This window comes from Halosimplex salinum (assembly GCF_003730195.1).
Taxonomy (GTDB): Archaea; Halobacteriota; Halobacteria; order Halobacteriales; family Haloarculaceae; genus Halosimplex; species Halosimplex salinum.
Genome location: NZ_QWGG01000002.1, coordinates 333,545 through 357,654, shown reverse-complemented (window position 1 = coordinate 357,654; position 24,110 = coordinate 333,545). Strand labels below are relative to the sequence as shown.

General features: G+C 71.2%; 21 protein-coding genes. 8 read left to right on the top strand and 13 right to left on the bottom strand.

The window, feature by feature from the left end; translation table 11 throughout:
* Nucleotides 1–357 precede the first annotated feature (357 nt).
* Complete coding sequence (locus D1409_RS07035; protein WP_123535471.1) at nt 358–1,344, top strand: AAA family ATPase; 987 nt, start codon at nt 358–360, stop codon at nt 1,342–1,344.
* On the opposite strand, the gene D1409_RS07030 is transcribed toward D1409_RS07035, so the two are convergent.
* From D1409_RS07030 to D1409_RS07015, 4 genes are read right to left on the bottom strand one after another with little or no spacing between them, the layout of a single operon-like run.
* Entirely contained in the window at nt 1,304–2,002 is a 699-nt protein-coding gene (locus D1409_RS07030; protein WP_164471599.1) for a DUF7519 family protein, read from the bottom strand. The genes D1409_RS07035 and D1409_RS07030 overlap by 41 nt on opposite strands.
* On the bottom strand, nt 1,999–3,264 hold the full coding sequence (locus D1409_RS07025; RefSeq protein WP_123535468.1) for a DUF58 domain-containing protein: 1,266 nt from the start codon (nt 3,262–3,264) through the stop codon (nt 1,999–2,001). Before D1409_RS07025 ends, D1409_RS07030 begins: the two co-directional genes overlap by 4 nt.
* Nucleotides 3,261–3,866, bottom strand: a complete 606-nt coding sequence (locus tag D1409_RS07020; protein WP_123535466.1) for a DUF7269 family protein — start codon at nt 3,864–3,866, stop codon at nt 3,261–3,263. The genes D1409_RS07025 and D1409_RS07020 overlap by 4 nt, the downstream gene beginning before the upstream one ends.
* Nucleotides 3,863–4,729: a DUF4129 domain-containing protein gene (locus tag D1409_RS07015; RefSeq protein ID WP_123535464.1), complete on the bottom strand. Its 867-nt coding sequence runs from the start codon at nt 4,727–4,729 to the stop codon at nt 3,863–3,865. The genes D1409_RS07020 and D1409_RS07015 overlap by 4 nt, the downstream gene beginning before the upstream one ends.
* Before the next feature lie 220 nt (nt 4,730–4,949).
* Here D1409_RS07015 and D1409_RS07010 point away from each other — a divergent pair, with 220 nt between their 5' ends.
* Both D1409_RS07010 and D1409_RS24380 read left to right on the top strand, forming a co-directional pair.
* Nucleotides 4,950–6,974 carry a bacterio-opsin activator domain-containing protein gene (locus tag D1409_RS07010; protein ID WP_123535462.1) on the top strand — a complete coding sequence of 675 codons (2,025 nt, stop codon included), beginning with the start codon at nt 4,950–4,952 and terminating at the stop codon, nt 6,972–6,974.
* 83 nt (nt 6,975–7,057) lie between these two features.
* The gene (locus tag D1409_RS24380) at nt 7,058–7,231 is read left to right on the top strand and encodes a DUF7837 family putative zinc-binding protein (protein WP_164471598.1); all 174 of its coding nucleotides are present in this window, start codon (nt 7,058–7,060) and stop codon (nt 7,229–7,231) included.
* A 46-nt stretch (nt 7,232–7,277) separates the two neighbouring features.
* Here the strand turns inward: D1409_RS24380 and D1409_RS07005 are convergent, their stop codons facing one another.
* Nucleotides 7,278–7,976, bottom strand: a complete 699-nt coding sequence (locus D1409_RS07005; protein ID WP_123535461.1) for a hypothetical protein — start codon at nt 7,974–7,976, stop codon at nt 7,278–7,280.
* Nucleotides 7,977–8,188: 212 nt separating this feature from the next.
* On the opposite strand from D1409_RS07005, the gene D1409_RS07000 reads away from it, so the two are divergent.
* On the top strand, nt 8,189–8,383 hold the full coding sequence (locus D1409_RS07000) for a hypothetical protein (protein ID WP_123535458.1): 195 nt from the start codon (nt 8,189–8,191) through the stop codon (nt 8,381–8,383).
* 97 nt (nt 8,384–8,480) lie between these two features.
* On the opposite strand, the gene D1409_RS06995 is transcribed toward D1409_RS07000, so the two are convergent.
* The 5 genes from D1409_RS06995 to D1409_RS06975 all read right to left on the bottom strand — a co-directional run bounded on the left by D1409_RS06995 (nt 8,481) and on the right by D1409_RS06975 (nt 14,744).
* Nucleotides 8,481–9,683, bottom strand: a complete 1,203-nt coding sequence (locus tag D1409_RS06995) for a carboxylate--amine ligase (protein ID WP_123535457.1) — start codon at nt 9,681–9,683, stop codon at nt 8,481–8,483.
* 42 nt (nt 9,684–9,725) lie between these two features.
* The gene (locus D1409_RS06990; protein WP_123535455.1) at nt 9,726–10,340 is read right to left on the bottom strand and encodes an arsenate reductase/protein-tyrosine-phosphatase family protein; all 615 of its coding nucleotides are present in this window, start codon (nt 10,338–10,340) and stop codon (nt 9,726–9,728) included.
* Nucleotides 10,337–11,443 carry a polysaccharide deacetylase family protein gene (locus D1409_RS06985; RefSeq protein ID WP_206424996.1) on the bottom strand — a complete coding sequence of 369 codons (1,107 nt, stop codon included), beginning with the start codon at nt 11,441–11,443 and terminating at the stop codon, nt 10,337–10,339. Before D1409_RS06985 ends, D1409_RS06990 begins: the two co-directional genes overlap by 4 nt.
* A 68-nt stretch (nt 11,444–11,511) precedes the next feature.
* Nucleotides 11,512–13,065, bottom strand: coding sequence for a flippase (locus tag D1409_RS06980; protein ID WP_123535453.1), 1,554 nt, complete (start codon nt 13,063–13,065; stop codon nt 11,512–11,514).
* Nucleotides 13,066–13,397: 332 nt separating this feature from the next.
* Nucleotides 13,398–14,744 carry a polysaccharide deacetylase family protein gene (locus tag D1409_RS06975; RefSeq protein WP_123535451.1) on the bottom strand — a complete coding sequence of 449 codons (1,347 nt, stop codon included), beginning with the start codon at nt 14,742–14,744 and terminating at the stop codon, nt 13,398–13,400.
* Between the two features lie 231 nt (nt 14,745–14,975).
* Between D1409_RS06975 and D1409_RS06970 the strand changes: the two genes are divergently transcribed.
* The 4 genes from D1409_RS06970 to D1409_RS06955 all read left to right on the top strand — a co-directional run bounded on the left by D1409_RS06970 (nt 14,976) and on the right by D1409_RS06955 (nt 19,936).
* Nucleotides 14,976–15,917: a hypothetical protein gene (locus D1409_RS06970; RefSeq protein ID WP_123535448.1), complete on the top strand. Its 942-nt coding sequence runs from the start codon at nt 14,976–14,978 to the stop codon at nt 15,915–15,917.
* Between the two features lie 7 nt (nt 15,918–15,924).
* Complete coding sequence (locus D1409_RS06965; RefSeq protein ID WP_123535446.1) at nt 15,925–16,500, top strand: metal-dependent hydrolase; 576 nt, start codon at nt 15,925–15,927, stop codon at nt 16,498–16,500.
* 558 nt (nt 16,501–17,058) lie between these two features.
* Nucleotides 17,059–17,994 carry a glycosyltransferase family 4 protein gene (locus D1409_RS06960; protein ID WP_123535444.1) on the top strand — a complete coding sequence of 312 codons (936 nt, stop codon included), beginning with the start codon at nt 17,059–17,061 and terminating at the stop codon, nt 17,992–17,994.
* Nucleotides 17,987–19,936 (top strand): hypothetical protein, encoded by a 1,950-nt coding sequence (locus D1409_RS06955; protein WP_123535442.1) that lies wholly within the window; start codon nt 17,987–17,989, stop codon nt 19,934–19,936. Before D1409_RS06960 ends, D1409_RS06955 begins: the two co-directional genes overlap by 8 nt.
* 633 nt (nt 19,937–20,569) lie before the next feature.
* On the opposite strand, the gene D1409_RS06950 is transcribed toward D1409_RS06955, so the two are convergent.
* The 3 genes from D1409_RS06950 to D1409_RS06940 all read right to left on the bottom strand — a co-directional run bounded on the left by D1409_RS06950 (nt 20,570) and on the right by D1409_RS06940 (nt 24,022).
* Entirely contained in the window at nt 20,570–21,400 is an 831-nt protein-coding gene (locus D1409_RS06950) for a class I SAM-dependent methyltransferase (RefSeq protein ID WP_123535440.1), read from the bottom strand.
* Nucleotides 21,401–21,957: 557 nt separating this feature from the next.
* On the bottom strand, nt 21,958–22,962 hold the full coding sequence (locus D1409_RS06945; RefSeq protein WP_123535438.1) for a DUF1616 domain-containing protein: 1,005 nt from the start codon (nt 22,960–22,962) through the stop codon (nt 21,958–21,960).
* An 88-nt stretch (nt 22,963–23,050) separates the two neighbouring features.
* A complete protein-coding gene (locus D1409_RS06940; RefSeq protein ID WP_123535436.1) occupies nt 23,051–24,022 on the bottom strand; it encodes a glycosyltransferase family 2 protein in 972 nt (323 codons plus the stop codon).
* Nucleotides 24,023–24,110 lie beyond the last annotated feature (88 nt).

Genomic DNA, 24,110 nt, shown 5'->3' with positions numbered 1-24,110 from the left:
ACGTCCACAGATCACGGGCCGGTGCCGACGTTCCCACCCAACGGCGAACCCACCCCAAGCCATCGAACGTCAACGCGGCCATCCACGGCGTGCCCGAACCCCAGTTCGCGCCGTACCCCAGTAGCCCGTCGCGACCGGCACCGGTTGCTGTCCACCGACGAACGCGCGCGGCACCCACCCGCCGGGCGCGTTCGTCTCACCACTTTATCGACCCGCGAGTTCCTCGACCGACCTGCGAATTCCTCGACCGACCCGACCGCCGAGACCACTCCGTCGGCGTCGTCGAGAGCGGTCGGCCCGAAATCGAGGCGAGTTACCACTGTCATAATAACGGCGCGGGGGACGGGTGTCGGACGTATGCAGGCCGCCGACGCGGGCGATACCTGTCGCACCGTCATCGAAACCGTCTCTCGCGGCGTCGTCGCCGACGACGAGCTCCTCGAGACCGTCCTGACCGCGGTTCTCGCGGACGGACACGTCCTGCTGGAGGACGTCCCGGGGACCGGCAAGACGCTGACCGCGCGGTGTTTCGCGGCCGCGCTCGGGCTGTCGTTCTCCCGCGTGCAGTTCACGCCGGACCTGCTCCCCGCGGACGTGACCGGCACCTACGTGTTCGACGAACGGACCGACGGGTTCGACTTCCACCCCGGGCCGCTGTTCGCGAACGTCGTCCTCGCGGACGAGATCAACCGCGCGTCGCCGAAGACCCAGGCCGCGCTACTGGAGGCGATGGAGGAGGAACAGGTCACCGTCGACGGCGAGACCCACGACCTCCCGGAGCCGTTTTTCGTCATCGCGACGCAGAACCCCGTCGAGAGCGGCAACGGCACGTTCCCCCTCCCGGAGGCCCAGAAGGACCGCTTCCTCGTCAAGACGAGCATCGGCTACCCCGACGAGCGCGGCGAGATGGAGCTGCTGGACCGACGCGAGGCGCGCGAAGACCAGTTCTCCGCGGTCGAGCGCGTCCTCGGCACCGAGCGGGTGCGCGCCCTCCAGCAAGCTCCCGAGGGGCTCGACATCGACCGCGACGTCAAGCAGTACGTGGTCGACCTCGTCCGGCGGACCCGGACCGACGGGCGCGTCGACGTCGGCGTCTCGCCGCGCGGCACCCAGCGGCTCTTCGAGGCCGCGCGGGCGACCGCTGCGCTCCGGGGACGGGAGTACGTGACGCCCGACGACGTCCGGCGGGTCGCACAGCCGGTGCTCGCACACCGGGTCGTGCTGACCGCCGACGCCCGCGTCGGCGACGTCACCAAACGCGACGTGGTCACCGACGCCGTCGACGAGGTGACCGTCCCGACCGTCAGTCGTGAAGCGCGCCCGCGAGCAGGAGGAGACCGGTAAGCAGCAGCGCGAACACGCCGAGCGGGAACCCCGGCGTCCCGACGCCGGCGACGGTCTTCCCGGCGACGACCGCTCCCGCGCCGACCGCCGCCGACGCGAATCCGTGTGCGAGTTCGACCCGGTACGTCTCGGCGCGACGGCCGAGTTGCGCCCCGAGTCCGATCGCGTTCTCGCCGAAGTCCCACGCGAGCACAGTGGCGACAGTGCCGACGAGGAGCGTCTGGAGCGGCGGCTTCAGCACGACGGCGGTCGCGAAGACCGAGAGGAGGACCAGCCCGGAGCCGACTTTCACCAGTCGTCGCGACCCCCGGCCGCGCGCCGGGATCACGCCGAGCGCGAGGACCAGCACGCCGACCATCCCCGGGACGGCCCGCGCGGCGACGAGGAGGTCCCGGGTGTCGATCCAGAGGAAGGCGAGCGCGCCGAGGACGACGGCGAGCGCGACGGCGACCAGCGCGTCGCCGGCCGGTCGCGACCGGTCGCGGCGGACCGTCGCGCCGACCGCCAGGAGCGCCAGTCCGAGCGCCTCGACGGCGAACACGGTCGTCAGACCGCCGCCGAGCGAGACGAGCGCGCCGAACGCGACGGCGACCGAGAGCGCCCCGCTCAGGCGCGCCGGACGGAGGTTCGCCGAGACGGTCTCGCCCGGGGCGCTCACGCGACCACCCCCTCGCTCGTCGCCGCGAGAGCGGCGGCCAGCGGTCGCTCGGGCGCCCACTCGACGACGCGTATCCCGGCGTTGCGGAGGTCGCTGAGTCGGTGGCGGCGCTCGGCGACGGCCAGGCGGCGCTCCGGCCCGTCGCGGTCGGTGACGGTCGGGCTGACGACGGTGACCGCGTGGCCGCGGGCCTCGATCGACCGCGCGGTCTCGCAGATCGCGTCGTCGGTCAGCGGCGAGAACAGCACCACCTGCGAGCGGTCGTCGAGGCGCTCGCGCAGCCGTTCGACCTGGTCGTCGAGCGGGCAGTCGCCGTCGGGCGGCGTCGGCGAGAGCGCCTCGTGCGTCGCGAGGAGCGCCTCGACGTCGTCGACGTGCGAGCGGCCGGCGCCCGGTTCGAGCCAGGCGAACGAGCGCCCGAGCGCCGCGACGCCGACCCGGTTGCGACTCCCGGCGAGACTGGCGGCGACCTGACGCGCGCCCGAGACCGAGTAGGCGACTGCGTGTGGCTCGCCCTCTCGACCGCGGTAGGCGGGCTCGCGAGCGTCGACGACGAGAACGACGCTCGCGGCGCGCTCGCGGCGGAACTCGACGGTCGAGAGCGACCCCGTCCGCGCGAAGCGCTTCCAGTCGATCCGGCTCGGCGCGTCGCCGCGCTGGTACTCGCGGGTGCGGTGGAACTCGACGCCGCTCCCGCCGTCGTCGGCGGTGACGCGGCCCACGTCGGCCAGCGTCTGGTCCCGCAACGGGGCGGCCGCGTCGGCGACGGTGCAGTCGATCTCGGTGTCTCGGGCGACCGACTGTTCGACCTCGCGGGCGCCGGCCGGGTCGCGCACGACGACCGTCGCGGGGTCGAAGGGGTGCTTGCCGCGCTCGGCCCGGACGGTGTAGCTGAACGTCAGGGAGTCTCCCGGACGGAGGACGCCCGCGTGACGCGGCGCGCCGTCGGTCACGCGGAGCGTCTCGGGGACCCCGTCGACGACCCGGCAGTCGAACAGCGTCGCGTCGCCCTCGTTCGCGAGTTCGACCGTCACCTCGACCGGGTCGCCCTGTCCGGGGCGCTCGTCGTCGAGTCGCCGCTCCAGCGACAGGACGGGAGCGGGTTCCCGCGTCAGCGCCGGGTAGGCGGCGAAGACGACGCCCGCGACCGACAGCAGGACGACGTTCGGGAGGGTCAGGAGCAGGCCGGCCGTCAGCGCGACGAGCGCGACGCCGATCACGCCGCGCCAGCGCTCCGTCCGACGGGTCCGCCGGTCGGTCATCGGGCCGCCTCCGACTCGCGCTCGGTCCCGCCGAGTTCGACGTCGGCGACGGCGTCCGCGGTCCGGCGAGCGCCGTCGCCGAAGGGCGTTTCGCCCCGCACCGCGCCGGCGAGAACGTCCGCCAGAGACGCGCTTCGGTCGGACGCGAGGAACGCCGCGGCGCGGGGGTCGGTCGTCCACGCGCCGCTGTCGACGCGCTCGACGGCGGCGGCCTCGTCGCAGTTTCGCGCCCTGCGAACGGCGGTGACCGCGTCCTCGCGGAGTCGATCGCGGACCTCGCGCCGGGCCCGCCGGCTCAGGACGGGGACGGCGACGCGCCAGCCGTCGAGTCGGTCGCCGAGGTCGTCGCCGGGTGCGGGGACCGCCGTCACCGACTCCGGGTCGGGCATCCGCGCCTGGTCAACCGCGTCGCCGTCGACGAGGACGGCCGCCGCGACCGCGAGGGAGCCGCCCCCGATGAGTGCGACGAAGAAGTAGTCGGTCCCGAGGACGGCGACGGCCGCCTCCGCCGGGACGAGGCCACCGACGAGGCCCGTCCCGACGAGCGCGAGCGCCACGAGGGCGACGCCGGGGACGCCGAGCGCGAGTCGCCGGCGGTTCACGAGCCCACCCCCAGTTGCGACCGGACGTCCGCGAGCCCGTCGAGGGCCCGGTCGCGCCGGTCGGGCGTGACCGCCGCGTGACCGTAGCGGACCGATTCGAACGTCTCCGTGACGCGCTCGACGGCGGCGCGGTCCGCCCCGTCCGCGACGGCGCGGCGGGCGCACTCGCGGGGACTCGTCGTCTCGACCCCGTCGCCGTCGACGAGCGCGGCCATCTCGTACCAGGCCCGTTCGACCTCGTTGTCCGGTGCGGCCCGGAGCGGCGGTCCGTCGGCCTCGTCCGGGAGGTCGTCGCCCCGACCGAACCGCTCCCGGAGCGCCGCGGCGATGCGGTCGCGGTTGGCGACGGCGGCCGCGAGCAGCCCCAGAGCGACGAGGACGGGGAGCGCCCGCAAGAGCGCCGCAAGGAGGGCGCCCAGTAGCGAGAGCAGCCACTCGAGCAGGGACTGCGTGTCGCGGCCGGGCAGATCACCCGGCCCCTCCGTCCGTCGCTCTCCCGTGTGGTCACCCGCCGTCGGCTCGGAGGACCCTCCCTGCTGTCCGTCGCCGTCCTCGCTCTCGCTCTCGCTCTCGTCCCCGTCTTCGCTCTCGCTCTCGCTCTCGTCCCCGTCTCCGGAGTCGCCGCTCGGTTCGGACGGGTCGCCCGACTGGTCGGGAGCGGTGCCGTCGGACCCCGAGTCGGAATCGAGGCGGTCGGCGTACTCGCCGACGTCGTCCGAGGACATCGGGAGCGACGCGCTGTCGACGTCGATGACGTCGTCCGGGGTGGTCTCTACCGTCGACTGGAGCGTCGTCGCCGACGCACCGATGCCGGCGAGCAGCACCACCGCCGCGGCCACGCTGAAGAGCCGTTCAGAGTCCATGCTCCCTCCACGGAACGAGCGGGCGGCCCGCGCGGGCCGCGCGGCCGCCGCGCAACGTACGCACTCCCGACATACTGTGGACGAGGACACGCCGTCCCGTCCGTTTATTATTCAGATGATAAGGCCCGCTACCGCACAGATAATAACGACGGACGGGACCCTCCGGCGGGTAGATGCAGCGACGTCCGAACACACGCCGACCGGCCCCGGGCCAGCGGCGATGACGCTCCGCCCCGACACCGTCGACGCGTTCGAGCGGCTGGTCGAGCGACTGCCGGTCGCCGTGCTCGACCCGGCGGGCGAGACGCGGTACGTCAGCCCCGCCGCCGCAGCCGTCGCCGGCGTCGCCCCCGCGGCACCGCTCGAGGACGTCGGTCGGTTGGTGGCCCCGGCCGACGTCCCGGCATTCGCCGACGCGTTCGCGTCGCTCGTCGACGGCGACGGGACCGAGGCGCGCGTCACCGTCCGCCCGGCCGGTCGCTCGGACGGCGCCGCCGTCGCCGCGACGCTGTTCGATTTCACCGCCGACCCGGCCGTCGGCGGCGTCGTCGTCCTGTTCACCGACGAGACGCCGGCGGCGAGCGTGCGACGGCTGGTCCGGGCCGTGACCGACCCCGACGAGGGCGTCGCGACCGCGGACTCGCCCCGCGACACCGTCGACCGGATCGTCGCGGCCGCCAGCGGGCTTCCGTGGCTCGAACTCGGCTGTTACCTCCGCGACGAGGCGTCGGCGCCGCTCGGACCCGTCGGCCCGTCCGTCGCCGGCGACGCCGAGCCGGTCGTCAGGGCCGCCGACCGGACCGGCGAACGCCGCGTCGTCGGCCCCGACGCGGTCCCGCTGAACGCCCTGCCCGACCGGCCGTACGCGGGCGGCCTCGCCGTCCCCATGGGGGACCACGGCGTGTTAGTCGCCGGCGTCCGCGACCGCGACGACGTGACGCCCGACCTGCTGACGGGCCTCTCGCTCGTCGCGACGACGGGATCGCTCGCGCTCGATCGACTCGCCGCCGGCCGGGCCCTCCGGCGGTCCCGGGAGCAGCACCGCCGGTGTCGCGCCGAGACCGACCGCCTCGCGGCCGCGACGGCGACGGAACGCAGCGCCGAGCGACGCGTGCTGGCGGCCGAGTCGACCCAGGCGGTCCGAGAGGCGGTCTGCACCGAACTCGCGGCCGCGGAGCCGGTCGCGCTCGCCTGGTTCGGCACCGTCTCGCCCGGCGCGAGCGAACTCGTCCCCGCGGCGGTCGCGGGCGACGGCGAGGCGTATCCGTCGGGCGTGACCTTCGACCTGGGCGACGAGTCGGGGCCGCCGGCGGCGCGGGTCCTCTCCGAACGGACCACCGTCGCGGAGCGCGACCTCGCGGCCGGATCCGCGCCGGCCGCCTGGCGGCGGGCCGCACTCGACGCGGGGCTCCGCTCGGCCCTCGCGGTCCCGATCGGCGGCGAGGAGGGCACGCACGGCGTGCTCGCGGTGTACGGGCGAGCGGTCGGCGCACTCGACGGACCGGTCCGCGCGGTCGTCGAGCACCTGCGCCGCGTCGTCGCGTACGCGCTGACGTCGGTCGAGTTGCGGGCGCTCGCGCTCGGGAACACGACCGTCGAACTCGAACTATCGGTGCCGGAACCGAGGACGGTCCTCGCGGAACTGGCCGACGCGACCGACGCGACAGTCAACCTGGAGAGCGCGGCGCCGAACCGGAGCGGATACACGCGGCTGTTCGTCTCCGTCGACGCGCCCGGCGACAGGGTCGTCGCGGCCGCGACGGCCACCGACGGCGTCGCCGAGGCCCGGCACCTCACTGACCGCGACGACGGCGCGCTCGTGGAGGTGATCGCCGAGGGCGAGACGGTGCCGGGGACGCTCGCCTCGCTGGGCGCGGGCGTCGTCGACGCGGAGACGACCGGCGACGGGGTCCGCGCGGTCGTCACCGTCGCGCGGAGCGTCGACGTCCGCGAGTTCGTCGACGCCGTCCGCGAGTCCCACCCCGAGACCGTCCTGCTGGCCCGGCGAGTGCGCGAGACGCCCGTCGAAGCGGACCGACACTTCCGCCAGCGGATCGAGTCACAGCTCACCGACCGACAGTACGAGGCGCTCCAGGCCGCCCACTACGGCGGCTACTTCGAGTCGCCGCGGCGCCAGACCGGCAGCGACATCGCGGCGACGCTCGGCATCACCCAGCCGACTTTCGCGAACCACGTCCGCGAGGCCCAGCGGAAACTCCTGACGGCGCTCTTCCGGTCGGGCTGACCCGTCACCGCCCCCGATTGCTCCGACCGTCTCCGTCGCTTACCGACACGGTAACAATTGCGCCGGGCGTGCTACGTCCGGGTATGTCCACCCCGCCCGACGCAGACCCGTCCGAAGAACCCGGCGGCCACGTCGGCACCTGCCCCGACTGCGGGACGCCCCTCCCGCGGTCGAACGTCGTCATCGAGTACGAGACCGGAGAAGAGTGGGGACAGCTCGCCGTCTGCACCGAGTGTCGCGACCTCGTCCACGCGTAGCGGACGCGGTGCGACGGCGGTCGATCGACCGAACGCTCGCCCCTTCTCAGGGCGCGTACTGCACCGACCCGTTCCAGACGCCGTAGACGTCGTCGTACTCGCTGTCGCGGTCGACGAGCTTGACCGTGAGATCGAGTTCGCCGGCGTCGAAGCGGTCGAACCCGCCGTCTTTCCGCATCGTGATCTCGAAGGTCCCGTTCTCGTCGTGGACGACGTACTTCGAGCGCTCCAGGAGCTGGCCGTTCACGTAGACGAGGAAGTACGGTTCACCGTCGACGGTCCCGTGGCTCGCGGGGTCGACGCGGGGCATGCTGGTGTTCGCGTGCACCGCCAGATCGAAGTTCGAGTAGCCGGAGCCGGTCTCCGACGCGACCGTGTTCACGACCTCGACGGACGAGATGCGGGGCTCCGACGACGCGTTGGTCTTGTCCTCCATCGGCTTGTTGGGGAGCTCCGGGTGCGTCCACGACTCCGACGTCTCGGTCGCGGTCTCCGAGGACGTCTCGGTCGCGGTCGCCGAAGCCGTCGCGGTCTCCGAGGACGTTTCGGTCGCACTCGTCGAAGCCGTCTCGCTCTCGTCCGTCCCGGCGTCGGCCGCGTCGGTGTCGGTCGCGGCCGCGTCGGTCGCGGTGGGCGTCGAGTTCTCGTCGGGCGTCGTCGTGTCGCCGAGACTCGGCCCCGCGCTGCAACCGGCGAGCGCGACGAGACAGGTGATCGCTACGACCGTCAGAATTCGATTTTGCACGGACCCTCGTAGCCCCGCGTGGATCATTATTACGCGGCACGTATCGTGCCACCGAGTGGCATGCACAACGGGGCCGCCCGGAGAGACCCCTCTCCCATGTTCGAGACCGGCCGCGAACGCGCCTCTATTATCCAGTTTTCGGGGGGTGAAACAGTACGCAACGGTCGAGACGGTCGAACCGTTTTATCCCCTCTGAAGGCCTTCGAGAAGGTATGCAATCCCGGAACCCGACGACGGAGAACCGGCAGGAGTTCGAGGCGGCGCTCGGCGCGCTCGTCCGTTCAGCCGAGCGCGCCGGCGTGGATCTGGACGACTCCCAGGCGGTCGCGGCCGACGGACTGGGACGCTGGGAGATCGACATCTCGCGCGTTCGCGACGACGAACTCGAGCGGTCCCCGCCCCGGTGACCGGCGGACACCGAACCCGAGACCGCCCCGCCGCTCCTTTCTGCTGATACGTACCCACGGACTGCGAGGCGACAGAACGACGACCGGCGGCGCCAGGCTACCGGTCGCCGAACGCGTGGTTCGCGACGTCGCGGAGGAAGGGCGCCGGGTCGTCAGCGGCGAGGTAGTCGAAGTTGGGCTGGCGGACGACCGACAGCGCCACCGACGCGACGGCCCGCGCCAGCGACGGCCGCTCGGCGTGGTCGTGGTCGTGTCTGAGGACGCTGTGGAGGTAGCTCGCCTCGCCCCGGAGCGTGTGGCAGCCGACGCCCGTCTCGTACTCGGCGGGGTCGTCTGCGGAGTCGTCGGCAGGACGGTCGCCGGCAGAGCCACCGGTCCCGAGCCGGTAGTAGACCGCCGGGAAGTCGACGCCCGCGGCGACGGCGAGCGGGAGCGAGCCCCAGAACCGCGGGTTGACCTCGAGCAGCTTGAAGCGGCCGTCACGCCGGTCGCGGCGGAACTCGACCATCGCCGGGCCGTGCCAGTCCAGGGCGGCGAGCAGGTTCCGGCCGGCCGCGGCCAGTTCGGGAATGTCCACGGCCTCGCGGTAGACGCTCGCACCGCCGTCGTAGCTGTAACTACGGACCCGCCGGTGCTGGAAGGTGCGGACCGGCTCGCCCTCGTCGCAGACGGCGAAGAAGCCGTACTCGCCGCCGTCGGGGACGTGCGACTGGACGATCGGTTCGTGGCCCATCTCGTCGACGAGCGCCTCGACGTCCGGTCGCTCGCCGGGGTCGGTGACGTGTACCTCGGGATAGGCGACGCCGCCGTCCTCGATCACGAAGGTGTAGCGCGGTTTGACCACCGCACGGCCCGACCAGTCCTCGCGCTCGCGCAGGAGCGACGTCTCCGGGACGGGCACGTCCGCCGCCCCCGCGATCGCGAACAGCTCGCGGCGGTCCTGGGCGCGGCGGAGGCGGTCGCTGTCGACCCACGGCGTCGACACGCGGTCCGCGAACGCCGCTCGGTCGGCGGCGAGGGCGTAGATGTCGGGTTCGTACAGCGGGACGACCGTCCGCACGTCCGGTCGGTCGGCGAGGTCGAGGAGGGCGTCCCGGTACCCGTCGAGGTCGGTCCCCGGCGAGGGCGCGACGCGGCTCTCGTCACAGTGTCTGGAGGCGAGCGCCGGGGCGGACTCGCTCGACGCGACGCCGATCACGGTGAGGCCGAGGCGGCTCAGCGACCGGATGCAGGCGAGGCTGCTCCCGCCGTGGTCGGCGGGGACGACGACGGCGTCGGGACGGCGCTGCCGGTCTGACATTCGCTTCGCCCTCGGGCGGCCACCGCCTTTCTTATCGCCGTCCTAAGCGGGCGGGGAGACGCGTTCCGGCTCGGCCAGCGCGGCGACGAGGCGCTCGGTCGCCGCGGTCACCGACCGGTAGGCGTCGTCGAACGCCCGCCACCCCTCGCCGTGCGGGTCGGGGACCGCGATCGCTTCCTCGTCGGTGAACGCGTGCAGGAAGTACGGCCGGTCCGAGCGCTCCGGGAAGGTCCGCCGCAGGCGACGCAGGTTCCGGACGTCCATCACGACCACCAGGTCGCTCTCGTCGAGCAGGTCACCGGTGACGCGGGTCGACCGGTGAGTCGTCAGGTCGACGCCGTACTGCGCGGCCACGTCGACGGCCTGCGTCGGGCTCGTCCGGCCGTCCTCGGCCACGAACCCCGCGGAGTCGAACCGCGCGGCGTTCCCCTCGTCGCACTTTCGCGCGTAGCGTTCGGCCAGCGGGCTCCGGCAGATGTTCCCGTGACAGAGAAAGAGGATCCGCGGCGTCTCGGGGAGGTCGGCGAGCGCCGACTCGGGATCGAGCGGCCGCGGCGACGGAGCGACGCGCAGCCGCGTCCGTTCGACCGTCCGCGCCGCGCGGTCGATCCCCTGGCGGACGTACTCGCCGGCGACGGTACGGAGTTCGCTCGTCACGACTCCGCCCTCCGCGTCCGGTCGGCGACAGTGCCCATCGTCGCGATCTCCAGGTCGCCCGCGTCGCGATGGTCCGCCGCGCGCTTCAGGACCCGTCGGATCCGGGCGTAATCGGCGGGGTCGGTCAGGTTGTGCGGGTGGAACCACAGGTGGCAGACGCCGCCGTCTTCGGCCGCGGCGTCGACGCCGCGCTCGGCCCGGTTCGCGACCGGGTCGTCGTGCAGCGCCGCGGCCGCCCCGGTGACGGGGCCGAGCCCGTCGAAGAGGTACATCGACGCGGGGACGTTCACGAGCCCGTATTCGTCGACCCGCGGGCGTACCAGCGGGGCGTGACCGCGGTCGAGCAGCGCGCCGGCGGCCTTCCGGACGCGGCGGTCCGCGGCCGTCCGGTCGGCGGTCGGCGCGCGACCGCGGTAACAGCCGAAGTCGGCCCCGGCCAGCAGGTCGCGGTAGCCCACCTCGTTGACGGGGAAGACGAACGAATCGAGGTCGCAGCCGACGGCCGCGGCCGCGTCGCGCGTGCGCTCGACCTCCCGGCGGGCGAACGGCCGCGTCATCCGCTCGTGGTCGAAGTGGACGTGCGTGAACCCGTGGCCGGCGATCTCGTGGTCTGCGCCGGCTTCGCGGACCGCCTCGACGAGGTCGCGGCCGTACCACGCCCGATCCGACGAGAGCGACCGGGCGCCGTCGCTCCCGGGCGCTGCGTCGCACGGTCGGGCGCCGGCCGGGTGGTCTCGGTGCGGTTCCTCACAGTCGTCCAGCAGGAGGTGTCCGACGACCGCCCAGGTGGCAGGCGCCTCGTAGCGGTCGAACAGCGCGACCAGCCGTCGCCAGCCGCGGCGCGCGTCCGCGATCCGCTCGGCGGGCGGGTCGACGTCGTGAAAGCCCCAGGCGAGCTCGGCGTCGAGCGAGAGCACGAGCGTCCCCACGGTCACCGCCTCCGCGCGGCGCGAGCGGTCGCTGTCGGTCGCGTCGCGGCCGTCCGGCCCGTCAGTCGCGCGGAGGCAGTCCAGTCCGTCGGTCGCGCGGCGGGCGTCCGGCCCGTCACTCGCGAGCGGGGCCACCGCGACTGCGCCCGTTCGGTCGGCGTCATGACCGAACACCGGCCCCGTGACGCCATTGTTATGTCTCAGGTAAGCGCCGCGCAACTGTCTCGCCGCCTGATGGGCGGTTAGCTCGCGGTGCGCTCGGGGAACCGCCGACGGAGGCGACGCCCGACGGTGCCGAGCGGGTCCGGGCAGGACGCGAGGACGTCGACCGTCTCGCCGACGCCGACCGCGCCGGTGAGGTACGCGATCGTCAGGAAGACGAGCAGGCCCGCGGGCGGCACGACGAACAGCGAGAGGGGGAGCGAGACGCCGACGGCCGGGACGACCAGGTCGGCGGTGACGAACCGCGGGAGGGCGAGGATCGGACCGGCCGCGAGAGCGACGGTGGCGACGACGCGCCCGACCCGGAGGTCCGCCAGCGGCTGGAAGCCGACCCGACGGGCGCTCCAGAGGTGGAAGCCGAACATCGACGCGTAGCCGACGCTGGTGGCGACCGCCGCGCCGCGCATCCCGAAGCGCGGGATGAGCGCCAGGTTGAGCAGGGCGTTGACGACCGCGCTCGCGCCGGTCGCGGCGATAGGGTAGCGCAGGTCGCCTTTCCCCTGTTCGATGGCGAGAAGCGGGCGCGCGAGCGCGAAGCCGACGGCGCCGGGGACCAGCAGGACGAGCGGCGTCACCGCCGGGGCGTACTCGCTCCCGAGGTACGTCGGGACCGCCACGTCGGCGAGCGCGACGAGTCCGAGGCCCATCAGCGCCGTCAGAAGGAGCGTGTAGCGGGTGGTTCGGGCCGCGATCTCGTTGATCCGGTCGACGCGGTCGTTCGACCACAGCTCCGACATCGAGTGGACGAACACGGACTGGATCATCAGCGGCACCATCCAGAGGAACTCCGCGAGGGTGAGCGCGCCCTTGTAGTAGCCGACGGCGGCCCCGCCGACGAGGACCTGCAGCATGACGACGTCGACGTGGTACAGCGACATCATCAGGAACATGAGGAGGATCGTCAGCGAGTTGAACGTCAGCATCTCCCGGCGGGGGAGCCAGTCGGGCGACGCCGTCGCGCCGCGGAGCGAGACCTTCCGCGCGATGATGGCGAGCCCGACGACGGCGGCGACGAGGCCCGAGAAGACGCGTCCCGCGAGCGCGCCCGCCGCGCCGAACCCCAGCGCGACCAGCGGGAGCGCGAGACCGACGAAGAGGCCGTGGTTGAACACCTTCAGCGGCTCCGAGTAGCGTTCGAGGCCGAACCCCATGAGCGTCCGGCGGGCGTAGCCCCAGAACTGCGCGGCGAAGACGCCGACGACCAGCAGGTAGAACAGCGGCTCGTATGCCTGGCCGAACACCGTCCCGACGAGCCCGAAGTGCGTCGCCGAGAACATGAGGAGGGCGCCGGCCGCCGCGAGGAGGAGCGCCAGCCGGAAGTAGAAGCCGACGACCGCTCCCTCCCAGCGGTCGCGGTCGCGGTCCTCGGCCACGTACTTGCGGACGCCGTCGGTGACGCCGGCGCTCACGAAGATCATGAACAGGGCCTGCACCGAGACGACGGTGCCGAAGATGCCGATCCGGCGGGGCCCGAGCAGCTGATACAGGACGGGCGTCGTGAGGATGCCCATCACGAGCGAGATCGCTTTCGCGCTCGCGATCGACAGGAACCCGCTGAGGATGCTCCGGTCCACGCTACGACCACCCCGGGACCGGATCGGAGCGACCAGTCTCGGCGGGAGCGGCTCGACCGGGCGCGACGCGACGGTCGACGGGCGCGCGAGCGCTCTGGGCCCCGCCGTGGCTGGCGACGTTCACGGATACGGAAACGTGGCGCCGGAGCCGCCTTTCTTATGCGTCTGATAAGGGAACGGCGGGACAGGAACCGCCGGCCTTCGGTCGGACCGTCCCCCGCGACGGCGCACCGTTCGACTGCGGGCCCGGTGGGGTCGGCTTCCGGGCCGGTGGAGATGACTTCGGGGACCGCGGGGGCCGAGGACAGTACTGAAGCCGTCTCGAACGGGGGTCACGGCGCGAGGTCGCCGTCCAGGAGGTCCGACGCGGTGACGACCTCGACGTCCGCCTGGTCGACGTACTCCAGGGTGGAGCGGAAGTCCGACTCGGAGATCCCATCCGGGCCGATCGCGTGGTGGTTCAGGACGACGAGCTGGCCGTACTGCTCGGCGTAGTCGACGTATTTCTGGACTGCACTCGGGTTAGTGCCGTTGATGCGGCCGAAGTTGTACGTCGTCGTCGGGGAGAGGCCGTTGGGCATGCCGCCGAAGGTGAACAGCGACTCGTGGTGCTCGCGGACGAGGTCGTAGGTGTTCGGCCCGACCATGTTCTGGGGGGTGAGGAAGTGCCGAGCGCCCTCGCGGAACCCGTTCCGGTCGAGGAACTGCTTGTTGTCCTCGATGCGCTGTTTCTGCTTGGCCTCCGAGAACTCCGTGAGGAGTCGCCCGCGGGTGACCGGATGCGAGGCCATGTCCCAGCCGGCGTCGCGCATCTCGCGCATCATCCCGACGTCGAGCCGATCCTTGTTGTCGACGGCCGCCGCGATGACGCCCTCGACGCCCGGCAGGCCGTACTCCTGCATCGCGGGGAACGCCGTCTCGTAGTGGCTCTCGTGGGCGTCGTCGAAGGTCAGCATGACACGGCCTTTCTGCGGCCGTTCCACGGCGCGCAGGTCGTCGACGGCGAACTCGACCGGTTCCTCGACGCCGCCGCGCCGGCGGCAGACGATGCGGATCTCCTGGACCTTCGAGAGGTCGGGGTCGCGTTCGACCTTCGTCGTCCCGAAGTCGACGCGGACCCAGCGGTCGGTCGGGCCGGGCATCGTGCGCATCATCCTGACCATGTTCCCGCGGTCGGGCGCGAGCAGAGCCACGGATATCTTCGCGATCTCCGGCTTCGAGAGCTTGACCGCCAGCGAGAGGTTCCGGTCCGAGAAGTCCTGCGGTTCGTCGAACGCCGTGTAGACGCCGCCGAAGGCGTCGCCGCTCTGTGACTCGACGCGCGCGGACTGGCTCCCGTCGTAGGGGTCGCTCGTCTCCGCCGAGAGCTCCCCCTGGTCGCTCAGGACGAACCAGCGGTCGAAGCGCTCGAAGTCGTCGAGCTGTTCGCCCGGGAGGTCGAGCGCACTCGTCGGCGTGGCGGTCGCGGTCGACGCGTCCGTGCCGTTCGGTGCGGTCGCCGTCTCGTCGGGACTCGGCGAGGCGGTGGCGGTGCCGGTGCCGTTGGTGAGCGGGTCGTCCGTCGAGACGCCGTCGCGGTCCGGTGAATCCGTGTCGCCGGAGCGGAACGACGAGAGGCAACCGGTGACGGACAGTGCCCCGACGGTGCCGAGGAACGCTCGTCTGGTCTGTCGACTCATGCGCTCGTACCGACGAGCCGACCCGTCTTTCTTATCGGCACCGTAGCGGCGCACGCCTCGCCGCGGTCCCGCCTGCCGAATCCGGCGGGTTCGCCGCGACGCGTTTCGACGCGGGACCCGCGGGGCCGCAGCGTGTTCGGCGGCGCGCCGCGTCGGCTTACGACTGCGCTAAACGGCGGTTTCGTCGTTACCAAACGCATAGTGAAACCGACCGCTGGGGAAGGGGAGGGCATGCCGGTCAGTTTCAGCGACTGGGTGTCAGCGCTTCGCGAGGGGCTCACGGAGGACCCCCGGCGGGCGGTCCTCCGGGGCGCCTACTCCACGTATCTCGGTCTCTGGTACACCGTCACCTCGCGCGTCGATCCCGGTCGAAACGTCTACGAGCGCGACTGGGACGCGCTGATCGTCCTCGACGCCTGTCGCGTCGACGCGCTCCGCGCTGTCGCGCCGGAGTACCCGTATCTCGACCGGGAAGACGTCGAGAGCGTCCGCTCGGTCGGGTGCAGTTCCGCCGAGTGGCTGGTCAAGACGTTCACGGAGGGCCACGGGGACGCCGTCGCAGACACCGCTCACGTGACGGCGAGCCCCGTCGCCGAACCGGTCTTCGAGGAGGGCGTGTACGGACCGAACCTCACGGCGCCGTTCGGGTGGCCGCGACGGAACGTCGTGGGAGACGACGACTTCGCGGACTTCGTCCGCGTCTGGCCGCACGCCCGCGACGAGCGGACCGGAGCCGTGCCGCCCGTCGACGTGACCGAGCGCGCCATCGTCGCTGGCCGCGCGACGGACGCCGACCGGCTCGTCGCCCATTACGCCCAGCCCGGCACACCCACGACGGGCCGGGCGACCGACGGGGACGACCGGGCGGACGAGACCGACGCCTGGTCGGCGCTCCGCGACGGCGACGTGAGCCGCGAGCTCCTCTGGGAGCGCTACCTCGACGACCTGCGGTACGTCCTCGACGAGGTGACGGTCCTCCTCGAGAACCTCGACGCGCGGACCGTCGCGATCACCGCAGACCACGGCGAGGCCTTCGGCGAGTGGGGAGCGTACGGTCACCTCGACGGGCTGGCGATCCCACAGGTGAAGCGCGTGCCGTGGGTCGAGACCACCGCCACCGACACCGGCTGGCGGACGCCGACCGGCGACGTCGAACGGGTGTCCAACGGGTGACCCGCTGATGTGGCCCTGGGAGCACCTGGCCGTCGGCTACCTGTGCTACTCGGTCGTCGTTCACGCCGTCGACGGACACGCCCCCGGCGGTCGGTGCGTCCTGCTGCTCGCTCTCGCGACCCAATTGCCAGACCTCGTCGACAAACCGCTCGCCTGGTCGCTGGACGTGCTCGCCGTCGGCTACGGGCCCGCTCACTCGGTGCTCGTCGTCGGGCCGGCGCTCTGCGTCGCCGCCGCGGTCGCGGTCCGCGAGGGGCGCGGCGAGCGAGCCGTCGCCGCGTCGGGGATCGGCTGGCTCTCGCACCTCGCCGGCGACCTCGTCTATCCCGTCCTGCGAGGCGATCCGGTCCCCGTGGGTCGGGTCCTCTGGCCGGTCGCCTCGTTTCCGGGCCCGGTGACCGAGCGCGGGCTGGTCGAACGGGCGCTCGTGTACTTCCTCCGGTACCTCTACCAGATCCTCTCGCTCGACCCGAGCCCGCTGCTCGTCGTGCAGATCGGGCTCGTCACCGCCGTGGGCCTCCTCTGGCTGGCCGACGGCGCGCCCGGCCCGGTGGCCGCCTGGCGACTCCTCGACGGCCGGTGACGCCGGCCCGCCGACGAACGCGACGAGACCGGCAGACAGTGCCGACGTGACCGAGGACCAGTCCCGGAACCCACGGAGTCCGTCTCGATCTTGGGAAGCGACCCCGGAGCGCGGGGCGACGGCGAAGCGCGGGGCGTCGGCGAAGCGCGGGGCGTCGGCGAAAACGCGGTCCGTCGCACTGCTCGCGGCGACAGCCGCTTCGCGGCCGGACGGGGAGTCGCGCGAACGGACGGGAAATCGAGCAAGCGGACGGGAGATCGAACGGGCGGACAGATCCGGAGACCGGCGTTAGCGAGATGGTAAGCAGCGCGGTCGGGGCGACGGCGGGTGGTGGCTGTCGGTGCGGCTCGCTTACCGCCTCTATAATAAACCACGCCGCGAGCGACGCCCGAACCAGAGACGGAGCGCCGCGCGACAGCGGCGCCCCGGGACACCGAACGAATGACGACGACACAACACGACGACACAGGGGGTCACGGGTCGAGAACCAGTCTCGGTGGGGAGACCGGGCGCCGCGAGACAGTCGCCGAGCGGGCGCGCCGGACGGGGGCGTGACAGATGCGCGCCCTCCATCTCTACACGACGACGCGGTCGTTCTTCGAGGAGCAACTGGCCGCGCTCGAGGCGCGCGGGATCGACTGCACCGCGGTGGGCGTGCCAGGGGAGTACGAGCCCGACTCCCCGCGGACGGCCGCCGACTACGCCCGCTACCTGCCGCGCGTCCTCAACCACAGTCTGGACGAGTACGACCTGGTCCACGCGAACTACGGGCTGACGGCGCCGTTCGCACTCGCCCAGCCCACCCGCCCGGTGGTGTTCACGCCCTGGGGGACCGACCTGCTCGGCGACCGCAGGTGGCTCACCGGCCTCAGCCGCCTCTCCGCCCGGGCCGCCGACGCGGTGGTCCTGCCGAGTCGCGCCTGCGCGTCCGCGGTTCCCGGCGACCACCCGGTCGTCCCCTTCGGCGTCGACCTCGACCGATTCCGCCCCGTGCCGCGAGCGGAGGCGCGCGAACGCGTCGGCTGGGACCCCGACGAGCGCGTCGTCCTGTTCCCCTACGACCCCGCCCGCCCGGAGAAAGACTATCCGCGCGCACGCAGAGCGGTAGCGGCTGCCGACGTCGACGCCGACCTCCGGATCCTCACCGGCGTTCCCCACGAGGCGGTCCCGCTGTACATGAACGCCAGCGACGCAGTGCTCGTCACGTCGACCCGGGAGGCCGGCCCGATGGTCGTCAAGGAGGCCGCCGCGTGCAACGTGCCCGTCGTGTCGACGGACGTCGGCTTCGTCCGCGAGACGCTCTCGGGCGTCTCCAACTGCCGCGTCTGCGACGACGAGGCGGCGCTCGTCGACGGGCTCGAGGCCGTCCTCGACGGCGAGCGCCGCTCTGACGGGCGATCGACCGTCGACGGCCTCGGGATCGAGCGGATGGGCGAGCGACTCGCCGAAGTGTATCGCCGCGTCGGACGCGGGGAGGCAGTCGCCAATGTCTAGCTTCGGAGCCGACCGGTCGAGCGGCGTCCGCCTCGACGTGCTCGCGGCGTTCGGGGGGCTTCTGGTGGCGCTGGCGCTGTTCCCGCTTCGCTTTCTCGCCTCGCAGATCTACATCCTGACGATCCCCCTCGTCCTCGGACTGGCCTGCGCGCTCTACCTGATCGCCGTGTACCGGCCGCGGGAGGCGACGGCGCCGCCGCTGTTGCCGACGACCGTCGCGCGCTCGCTGCCCGGGCTATCGTTCGCGGCCATGGGGCTGCTCGTCGTCGTCGCGACCGTCGAAGGCGGGCGGACCCTGCCGTTCTACCTCGTCGCGGCCGTCGTCGCCTCCGCGCTGACGGTCCAGCCGCTGGCCGCCAGCGACGAGGACTTCCGGCCGCGGCTGACGCTCGTCCAGGTCGTCCTGTTCGCGGCCGTCCTCCGCTTCACCGCGCTGGCCACCACGCCGGGATTCATCGGTATCGACATCTGGTCGCACGTGCCGATCCTGGCCGACCGGGTCGCGACCCAGCACTCGCTCTCGGCGATGGCCGGCAACAAGTACTACGCGTCGCCGCTGTACCACCTGCTCGTCGCGGCCGCCTCCTTCCTCTACGACGTCCCCCTCCGCGCGGCGCTGTACCTGTCGCTCGGCGTCGCGATGCCGATCTCCGTGGTGTTCGTCTACCTGACGACCGGGCTGCTCGTCCGCCAGCGGTGGGCGGTGCTGGCCGCGTCGCTGTACGCCGTCGGCGACTACACCGTCCAGTGGGGGATGCACCTCATCCCGACGAGCATGGGGCTCGCGTTCTACCTCGCCGTCCTCTACGCGCTCGTCAGGGTGATGCGCACCGAGTACGGCAGCCGCGACTTCCTGTTGCTCGTCTTCCTCACGGTCGTCGTCATCCTGACCCACCAGGTGTCGTCGTTCATCATGCTGGTGACGCTGCTGACCGCCATCGTCGCGCAGGTGCTGGGGTCGCTCGGCGTCTTCGACCCGACCCGACCGCTGCGCTTCACGAAGCGCGAGACGGTCAACGTGGTCGGGCTGTTCGTCTTCGACGCCGGCTTCGTCACGTTCATGTGGTCGCTGACGCCGTACAACGGCAACTCGTTCCTCGAAACCGTCTTCAGCTACCTCGAGGAGACGGTCCGAACGAGCGCGGGCTTTCTCAACCTCGCGAGCGGATCGTCCGGGTCGGCCGGCGGGCCGGAGACGACGCTGATCGAGCAGGTCGCGCTGTACGTCGACACGCTCGGGTTCCTGTTCCTGCTGTTCGCGACGTTCGTCGGCTGTCTCTACGTGGTCTCCAGAGACCACGCCCGCCAGTCGGTGCTCACGCTCCTGGTGTCGGCGGCCGTCATGCTCGTGTTCGTGATGCTGTTGCCGATGTTCGGCATCCGAAACTTCATCCCGACGCGGTGGTTCGCGTTCCTCTACGCCCCGATGGCCGTCCTCGCTGCCGTCGGCTTCCGCCACCTCTCGCGGGACCTCGCGAAACCGCTCCTGGCCGCCGTCCTCCTCCTCTTCGTCGCGGTCTACCCCGGCGCGATGATACTCTCGGGCGAAGCCACCGTCGACAATCCGGTGTTCGAGGACGACCGGGAGGAGCTCGCCTACACGGAGTCGGAGATCACCGCCGCGCACACGATCGGCGACATGACCGGGAGACCCCGGGGCCAGGAGATACGCCCCAATCAGGTGATCTTCACGGACCACCCCTACCAGACCGTCATCGACCGGATCGATTCGCACCCGACGGACGTGGCCGTCCTCAACGAGAGCCAGCGCTCCGAACACGACATCACCGTCTACCGCCGCGCCCAGTCGACGGAAGCGACCTTCTTCCTCGTCGCCGGGAACGGACACGCGCTCAACGTGCCCCGCGAGCGGGTCTGCCGACCGAACCAGAACGTCCTCTACGCCAACGGAGACGTGGCGCTCTGTACCGCGCCTTCCTGACGACGGTTCCCCGCGGGTCACTGCGACGCGGCGGCCGGTCGGTCTTGGTTTTTCGGCACGAGTGAAAGGCAAAGACACGGTGAGCGGCGCGGCGGTACGGACGAACGTACTCGGAACGAATGGGACTAACCGATCGTCACAGAGACGCGACCTCTTCTCGGCGCGGTCGGCGAGAGGGAGCGTCCGTCAGGACCGACCCCACCGGGAGCGCCGCGTCGAGAACCGTCCAGGGTACTCGCCGAATCCCGGGACGAGCGCCGTACTGAATGCACCGTCGAGGACTGCGATGATCGCCATCGTAGCCCCAATCCGAACGTGGACAGGCGGGGCGTGTGCTGTTCGAACCGGATTCACGGCTATCGATTCGGGTGGTGAAGCCGTGTCTGGTCTCCCTCGTCGCCGCGAAAACCAGCTCCCACGGCTCTGTTTAAATCCCATTCTTCAGACAGCTTTTCACGTGAAATAGCGGGTCAACGAAGACTGCGAATTGACCGCTGGCCACCTTGTCGAAAATCGGTAGTGTTCAGAGTGTCGTGCTGAATATAGGGCGCGTATCTTTCAGCCGTGTCCAGTACTGACCTCGACCACGTGAACTGAGTAATGTACTCGATACTGTCGGCCAGGCCAGCGTTTTCACTTCGTCCCGACAGCGATATGCATCCGGTTGGTCAGGACGGCAGGGCCGCTCCCTCCGGAACGGTCACGGAGTTTGGTGTCCAGGATTCTCTGAACCTCGGCTATTTGCTCTTCGGTCAGGTCGGCGACCAGTGTTGCGGCGATTGGGTTGCTGTTGACCACCATGTCCCAGAGGTGCTCGGCGGACTGGATCTCCATGTCCCACGTCTCGGTGTCAATGCGGATATCGTTCAGTCCAGCGTCAGCAAGTTGTGCGCGCAGCTTCTCGGCATCCGCCGCCTGGAACGGTAAGGGCGGGGGGTCCATCGGGAGGCCATCGAACCCAGGAATGGCCGCTTGCGTTGCCCCCATGAAGAACGTGAGAAACTCTGCCTCCGTCGGCGGACCAAACGCGAGAATCAGCACTTGTCCACCCGGCTTCGTGACACGTACCATCTCGCGCAGCCCGCGCTGCATGTCCGGAAACAGCGAGACACCGTTCTGGGATGCGGCGACATCGAAGGTGTCGTCCTCGAACTCGAGGGCGTGGCCGTCCATGACACGGGACTCGATATCGGTCAGTTCCTCATCCCGTGCGCGTGCAGTGAGCAACTCAACCATCGCGGGAGAGATGTCGGTCGCCACTACCTCTGCGCCGAGTCGTGCCGCCGGAATGCTGAGTGCTCCGCTGCCGGCGGCCACGTCGAGAAACCGCGTCCCTGAGCCGACATCGACTCTGTCGAGGGCCATCTCCGCGAAGGAGATAGTCAATGGTGTGGCGTACTCGTCGAAGCCAGCTGCGACCTCGTCCCATGCGGCCTGCGTGTCGCGGAGGTCCTCAGCGGTCATGGGTGTTCCCCGCTTTGTCAGGCCGGAGGACGGGAGTGTGATGTCTCTCTCGGAAGTCTATAACTGCATTACCATCTACCGGGTTTGCCTGTATTGTCATAGCAAGACAGGTCCTAGATACGTTACGGGAGAGCAAATAGTTAGCCATGAATTTTCATTATATTTTCTCGCCATCATGAGGGGGCGAGGAGAACGTCTCTGGAACTGCACCTCTGCTAAATCCAGCCTCTGTATTCAGCACGCGAGTTCTGACAGACACCGGGTAGGTCACGACAACCCCCGTTACATCGCTCGCCTGTACTGACCGTAGGTAGTCAAAACAGGTCTATTTCGGAGGATTTCAACGGAGCCGCTCCTGCCTGTTCAGTCACCGTGAGAAATAGACACCGGGACGATCTTTCCCGTCCGTAGCGCTTCCGTCCGCCGCCCGTCGGGCGCGTCATCGGATGAGCGACCAACGGAGAACGGTACTTCGGTGTCGCCACGGCGTCGGGTCGGAACGGGAAGTGCGGAAACGTTGAGAGTAGGAGAATGCAGATAGACGGCCGCCGGGCGAATCAGGAGACCGTGACGTCGAGCCGGAGCGACCGGTAGGCCGAATCGGGGGTCGGGTTCTCCGGCGAGTCGCCGCGGTAGAGGTGGAGGACGATCCGGAGGTCGTCGCCGGACAGGTTCGGGGTGATCGCGAGCGGAGTGCGTTCCGTCTGGTTCGCCGGGACGCTCACGTCGCGCGTCGCGAGGCGCTGCCGGTCGGTGACCGTGACCGTCCCGTTGCCGTCCGCTCCCCTGTCGACCTGCTGGAGCTCCGCGACGACCGTGTAATCGGTGTGCGATCCCTCCCGGTTCCCGACGAACACGTCGAGCGTCGACTCCTCGCCGCGGGAGAACGTGTCGGGGTAGTTAGCCTGGCTGTCGATGGTCATGTCGCTCGTTTCGACGTAGAACTCGGTGAACCCCTCGGACTGGGAGGGCGCGACCGCCGCGTAGCCGACGCTCGTCGACAGGACGACGAGCCCGACGACGAGCAGAACGTTGGGGATCGTAGCCTCGTGTATACGATTTCGGCCTGGCGTATACCACACGCTCGGGAACGCGAATCCGACGGCGAACCGGTCTTCGGGGTCGATCCGCAACCGAGTGACGGCGGCGGCGAGGAGCGCTATCGCGGTCGTCCAGGCGACGCCGGCGAGCAGGGGGCGGAGTCGGATGCCGAAGCCGGCGACGTCGACGCCGAGCGCGACCAGCGGGACGACCGCGACGCTACAGCAGACCGAGAGGGCGATCCGGCCTTCGGCGCCGAGCCCCGCGCCGTCCCGGAGGTACTCGCTGGGGCCGAGCGACGCCGCTTCGAACTCGTCGAAGGGCATGAGCGAGTGGCCGCTCGCCGCGCGCTCCGGGAAGAGGGCGGCGACGAGCGCGTAGCCGGGCAGGAAGAGGACCAGCGGGGCGGCGATCAGTATCCGAGCGATGCCGTCGACGCCGGCGGCGACGCCGGCGACGCAGGCGGCCGTCGCCGCCCCCACAGCCACCAGGTCGATGGACCAGTGTCCGCGTTCGTTCATCCGATCGCCGGTAGGCGCAGGGGTTCCTTACTTATCGTGCGCGTAATCCCGCGTCGAGCCGTCCGGCCGCGGTCGAGCGGGGCTGCCCTCACCGACGCCGCGCGAGGACGACGAGGACCGCGGCGGCGAGCGCCCCCGTCAGCGCGGTCCGCCGGTCGGTTCGGCGCCGGAGGCCCCCCGCAGCGGCCCATACGAGGCCGGGCACGTGCCGGCCCGGCACCGTCGCGCCGGCGAGGTGTCGGACCGCGGTGCGGAACGCCCCCTCGGCCAGGTGTCGCTTGGCGAGGATGAGGTCGTGGCGACCCCTGACGTCGAATCCGCGCTCCTCGGCGCGTTCGACGGCGTCGGCGTACTTCTCGAGGTACTCGCGGTCGGCGGCCGTAACCGTCTCCGCCGCGGGCGTGCCGGTGTCGTGACGGACGACCAGCGGCGCGTCGACGTGGGCGAGCGGCCCCTCGTCGAGGAGTCGGAGCACGAACTCGGGGTCCTGGAACCGGTCGAGTTCCTCGTCGAAGCCGCCCACCGAGCGCGCGACGTCCGTCCGCGCGACGAGCGTGGACCCGGCGCCCGGGTGGAGCCGGTCGGCCAGGATCTCGCCCACGAGTTCCTCGCCGCCCTCGGTCGGGTGGTCGCCGTCGGCTCGCGCGAGCAGCCCGGCGGCCAGCGACTCCAGCCGCGCCGCCGGCCCCTCGCACCGCGTCTCGAAGTCGCAGTAGGCCGCCACCCAGTCCGTATCGTCCGCGTCGAGACGGTCGATCTGGCGTTCGAGCTTCGTCGGCTTCCACTCGTCGTCGGAGTCGAGGAAGGCGACGTACTCCCCCTCGGCCGCCTCGATTCCGGTGTTGCGGGCGACGTTCCCGCCGCGGTTCGTCTCGTGGGCGACGTACCGGACCCGGGCGTCGTCGTAGTCGGCGACGACGGACTCGGTCTCGTCGGTCGAGCCGTCGTCGACCACGACGAGTTCGAGGTCGGCGAACGTCTGTCCGAGGGCGCTGTCCATCGCGCGCGGCAGGATATCCGCGCGGTCGTACGTCGGGATGACGACGCTCACAGTCGGCATTGCCCGGAACGTCGCGACCCCACGCCATTATTATCTCGTCCGTAAGCGCCGGCACACGGCCCGTATTCGCCACGATGCGTATCGGAGA

Excerpts from the sequence above, each read along its gene's own strand:
- D1409_RS06995 (WP_123535457.1), bottom strand. The coding sequence starts at position 9,683 with ATGTCAGACCGGCAGCGCCGTCCCGACGCCGTCGTCGTCCCCGCCGAC.
- D1409_RS07025 (WP_123535468.1), bottom strand. The coding sequence starts at position 3,264 with ATGACCGACCGGCGGACCCGTCGGACGGAGCGCTGGCGCGGCGTGATC.
- D1409_RS06945 (WP_123535438.1), bottom strand. The coding sequence starts at position 22,962 with ATGAACGAACGCGGACACTGGTCCATCGACCTGGTGGCTGTGGGGGCG.
- D1409_RS06975 (WP_123535451.1), bottom strand. The coding sequence starts at position 14,744 with ATGAGTCGACAGACCAGACGAGCGTTCCTCGGCACCGTCGGGGCACTG.
- D1409_RS06960 (WP_123535444.1), top strand. The coding sequence starts at position 17,059 with ATGCGCGCCCTCCATCTCTACACGACGACGCGGTCGTTCTTCGAGGAG.
- D1409_RS07000 (WP_123535458.1), top strand. The coding sequence starts at position 8,189 with ATGCAATCCCGGAACCCGACGACGGAGAACCGGCAGGAGTTCGAGGCG.
- D1409_RS24380 (WP_164471598.1), top strand. The coding sequence starts at position 7,058 with ATGTCCACCCCGCCCGACGCAGACCCGTCCGAAGAACCCGGCGGCCAC.
- D1409_RS07010 (WP_123535462.1), top strand. The coding sequence starts at position 4,950 with ATGACGCTCCGCCCCGACACCGTCGACGCGTTCGAGCGGCTGGTCGAG.
- D1409_RS07015 (WP_123535464.1), bottom strand. The coding sequence starts at position 4,729 with ATGGACTCTGAACGGCTCTTCAGCGTGGCCGCGGCGGTGGTGCTGCTC.
- D1409_RS06940 (WP_123535436.1), bottom strand. The coding sequence starts at position 24,022 with ATGCCGACTGTGAGCGTCGTCATCCCGACGTACGACCGCGCGGATATC.
- D1409_RS06950 (WP_123535440.1), bottom strand. The coding sequence starts at position 21,400 with ATGACCGCTGAGGACCTCCGCGACACGCAGGCCGCATGGGACGAGGTC.
- D1409_RS06970 (WP_123535448.1), top strand. The coding sequence starts at position 14,976 with ATGCCGGTCAGTTTCAGCGACTGGGTGTCAGCGCTTCGCGAGGGGCTC.
- D1409_RS07035 (WP_123535471.1), top strand. The coding sequence starts at position 358 with ATGCAGGCCGCCGACGCGGGCGATACCTGTCGCACCGTCATCGAAACC.
- D1409_RS06955 (WP_123535442.1), top strand. The coding sequence starts at position 17,987 with ATGTCTAGCTTCGGAGCCGACCGGTCGAGCGGCGTCCGCCTCGACGTG.
- D1409_RS06965 (WP_123535446.1), top strand. The coding sequence starts at position 15,925 with ATGTGGCCCTGGGAGCACCTGGCCGTCGGCTACCTGTGCTACTCGGTC.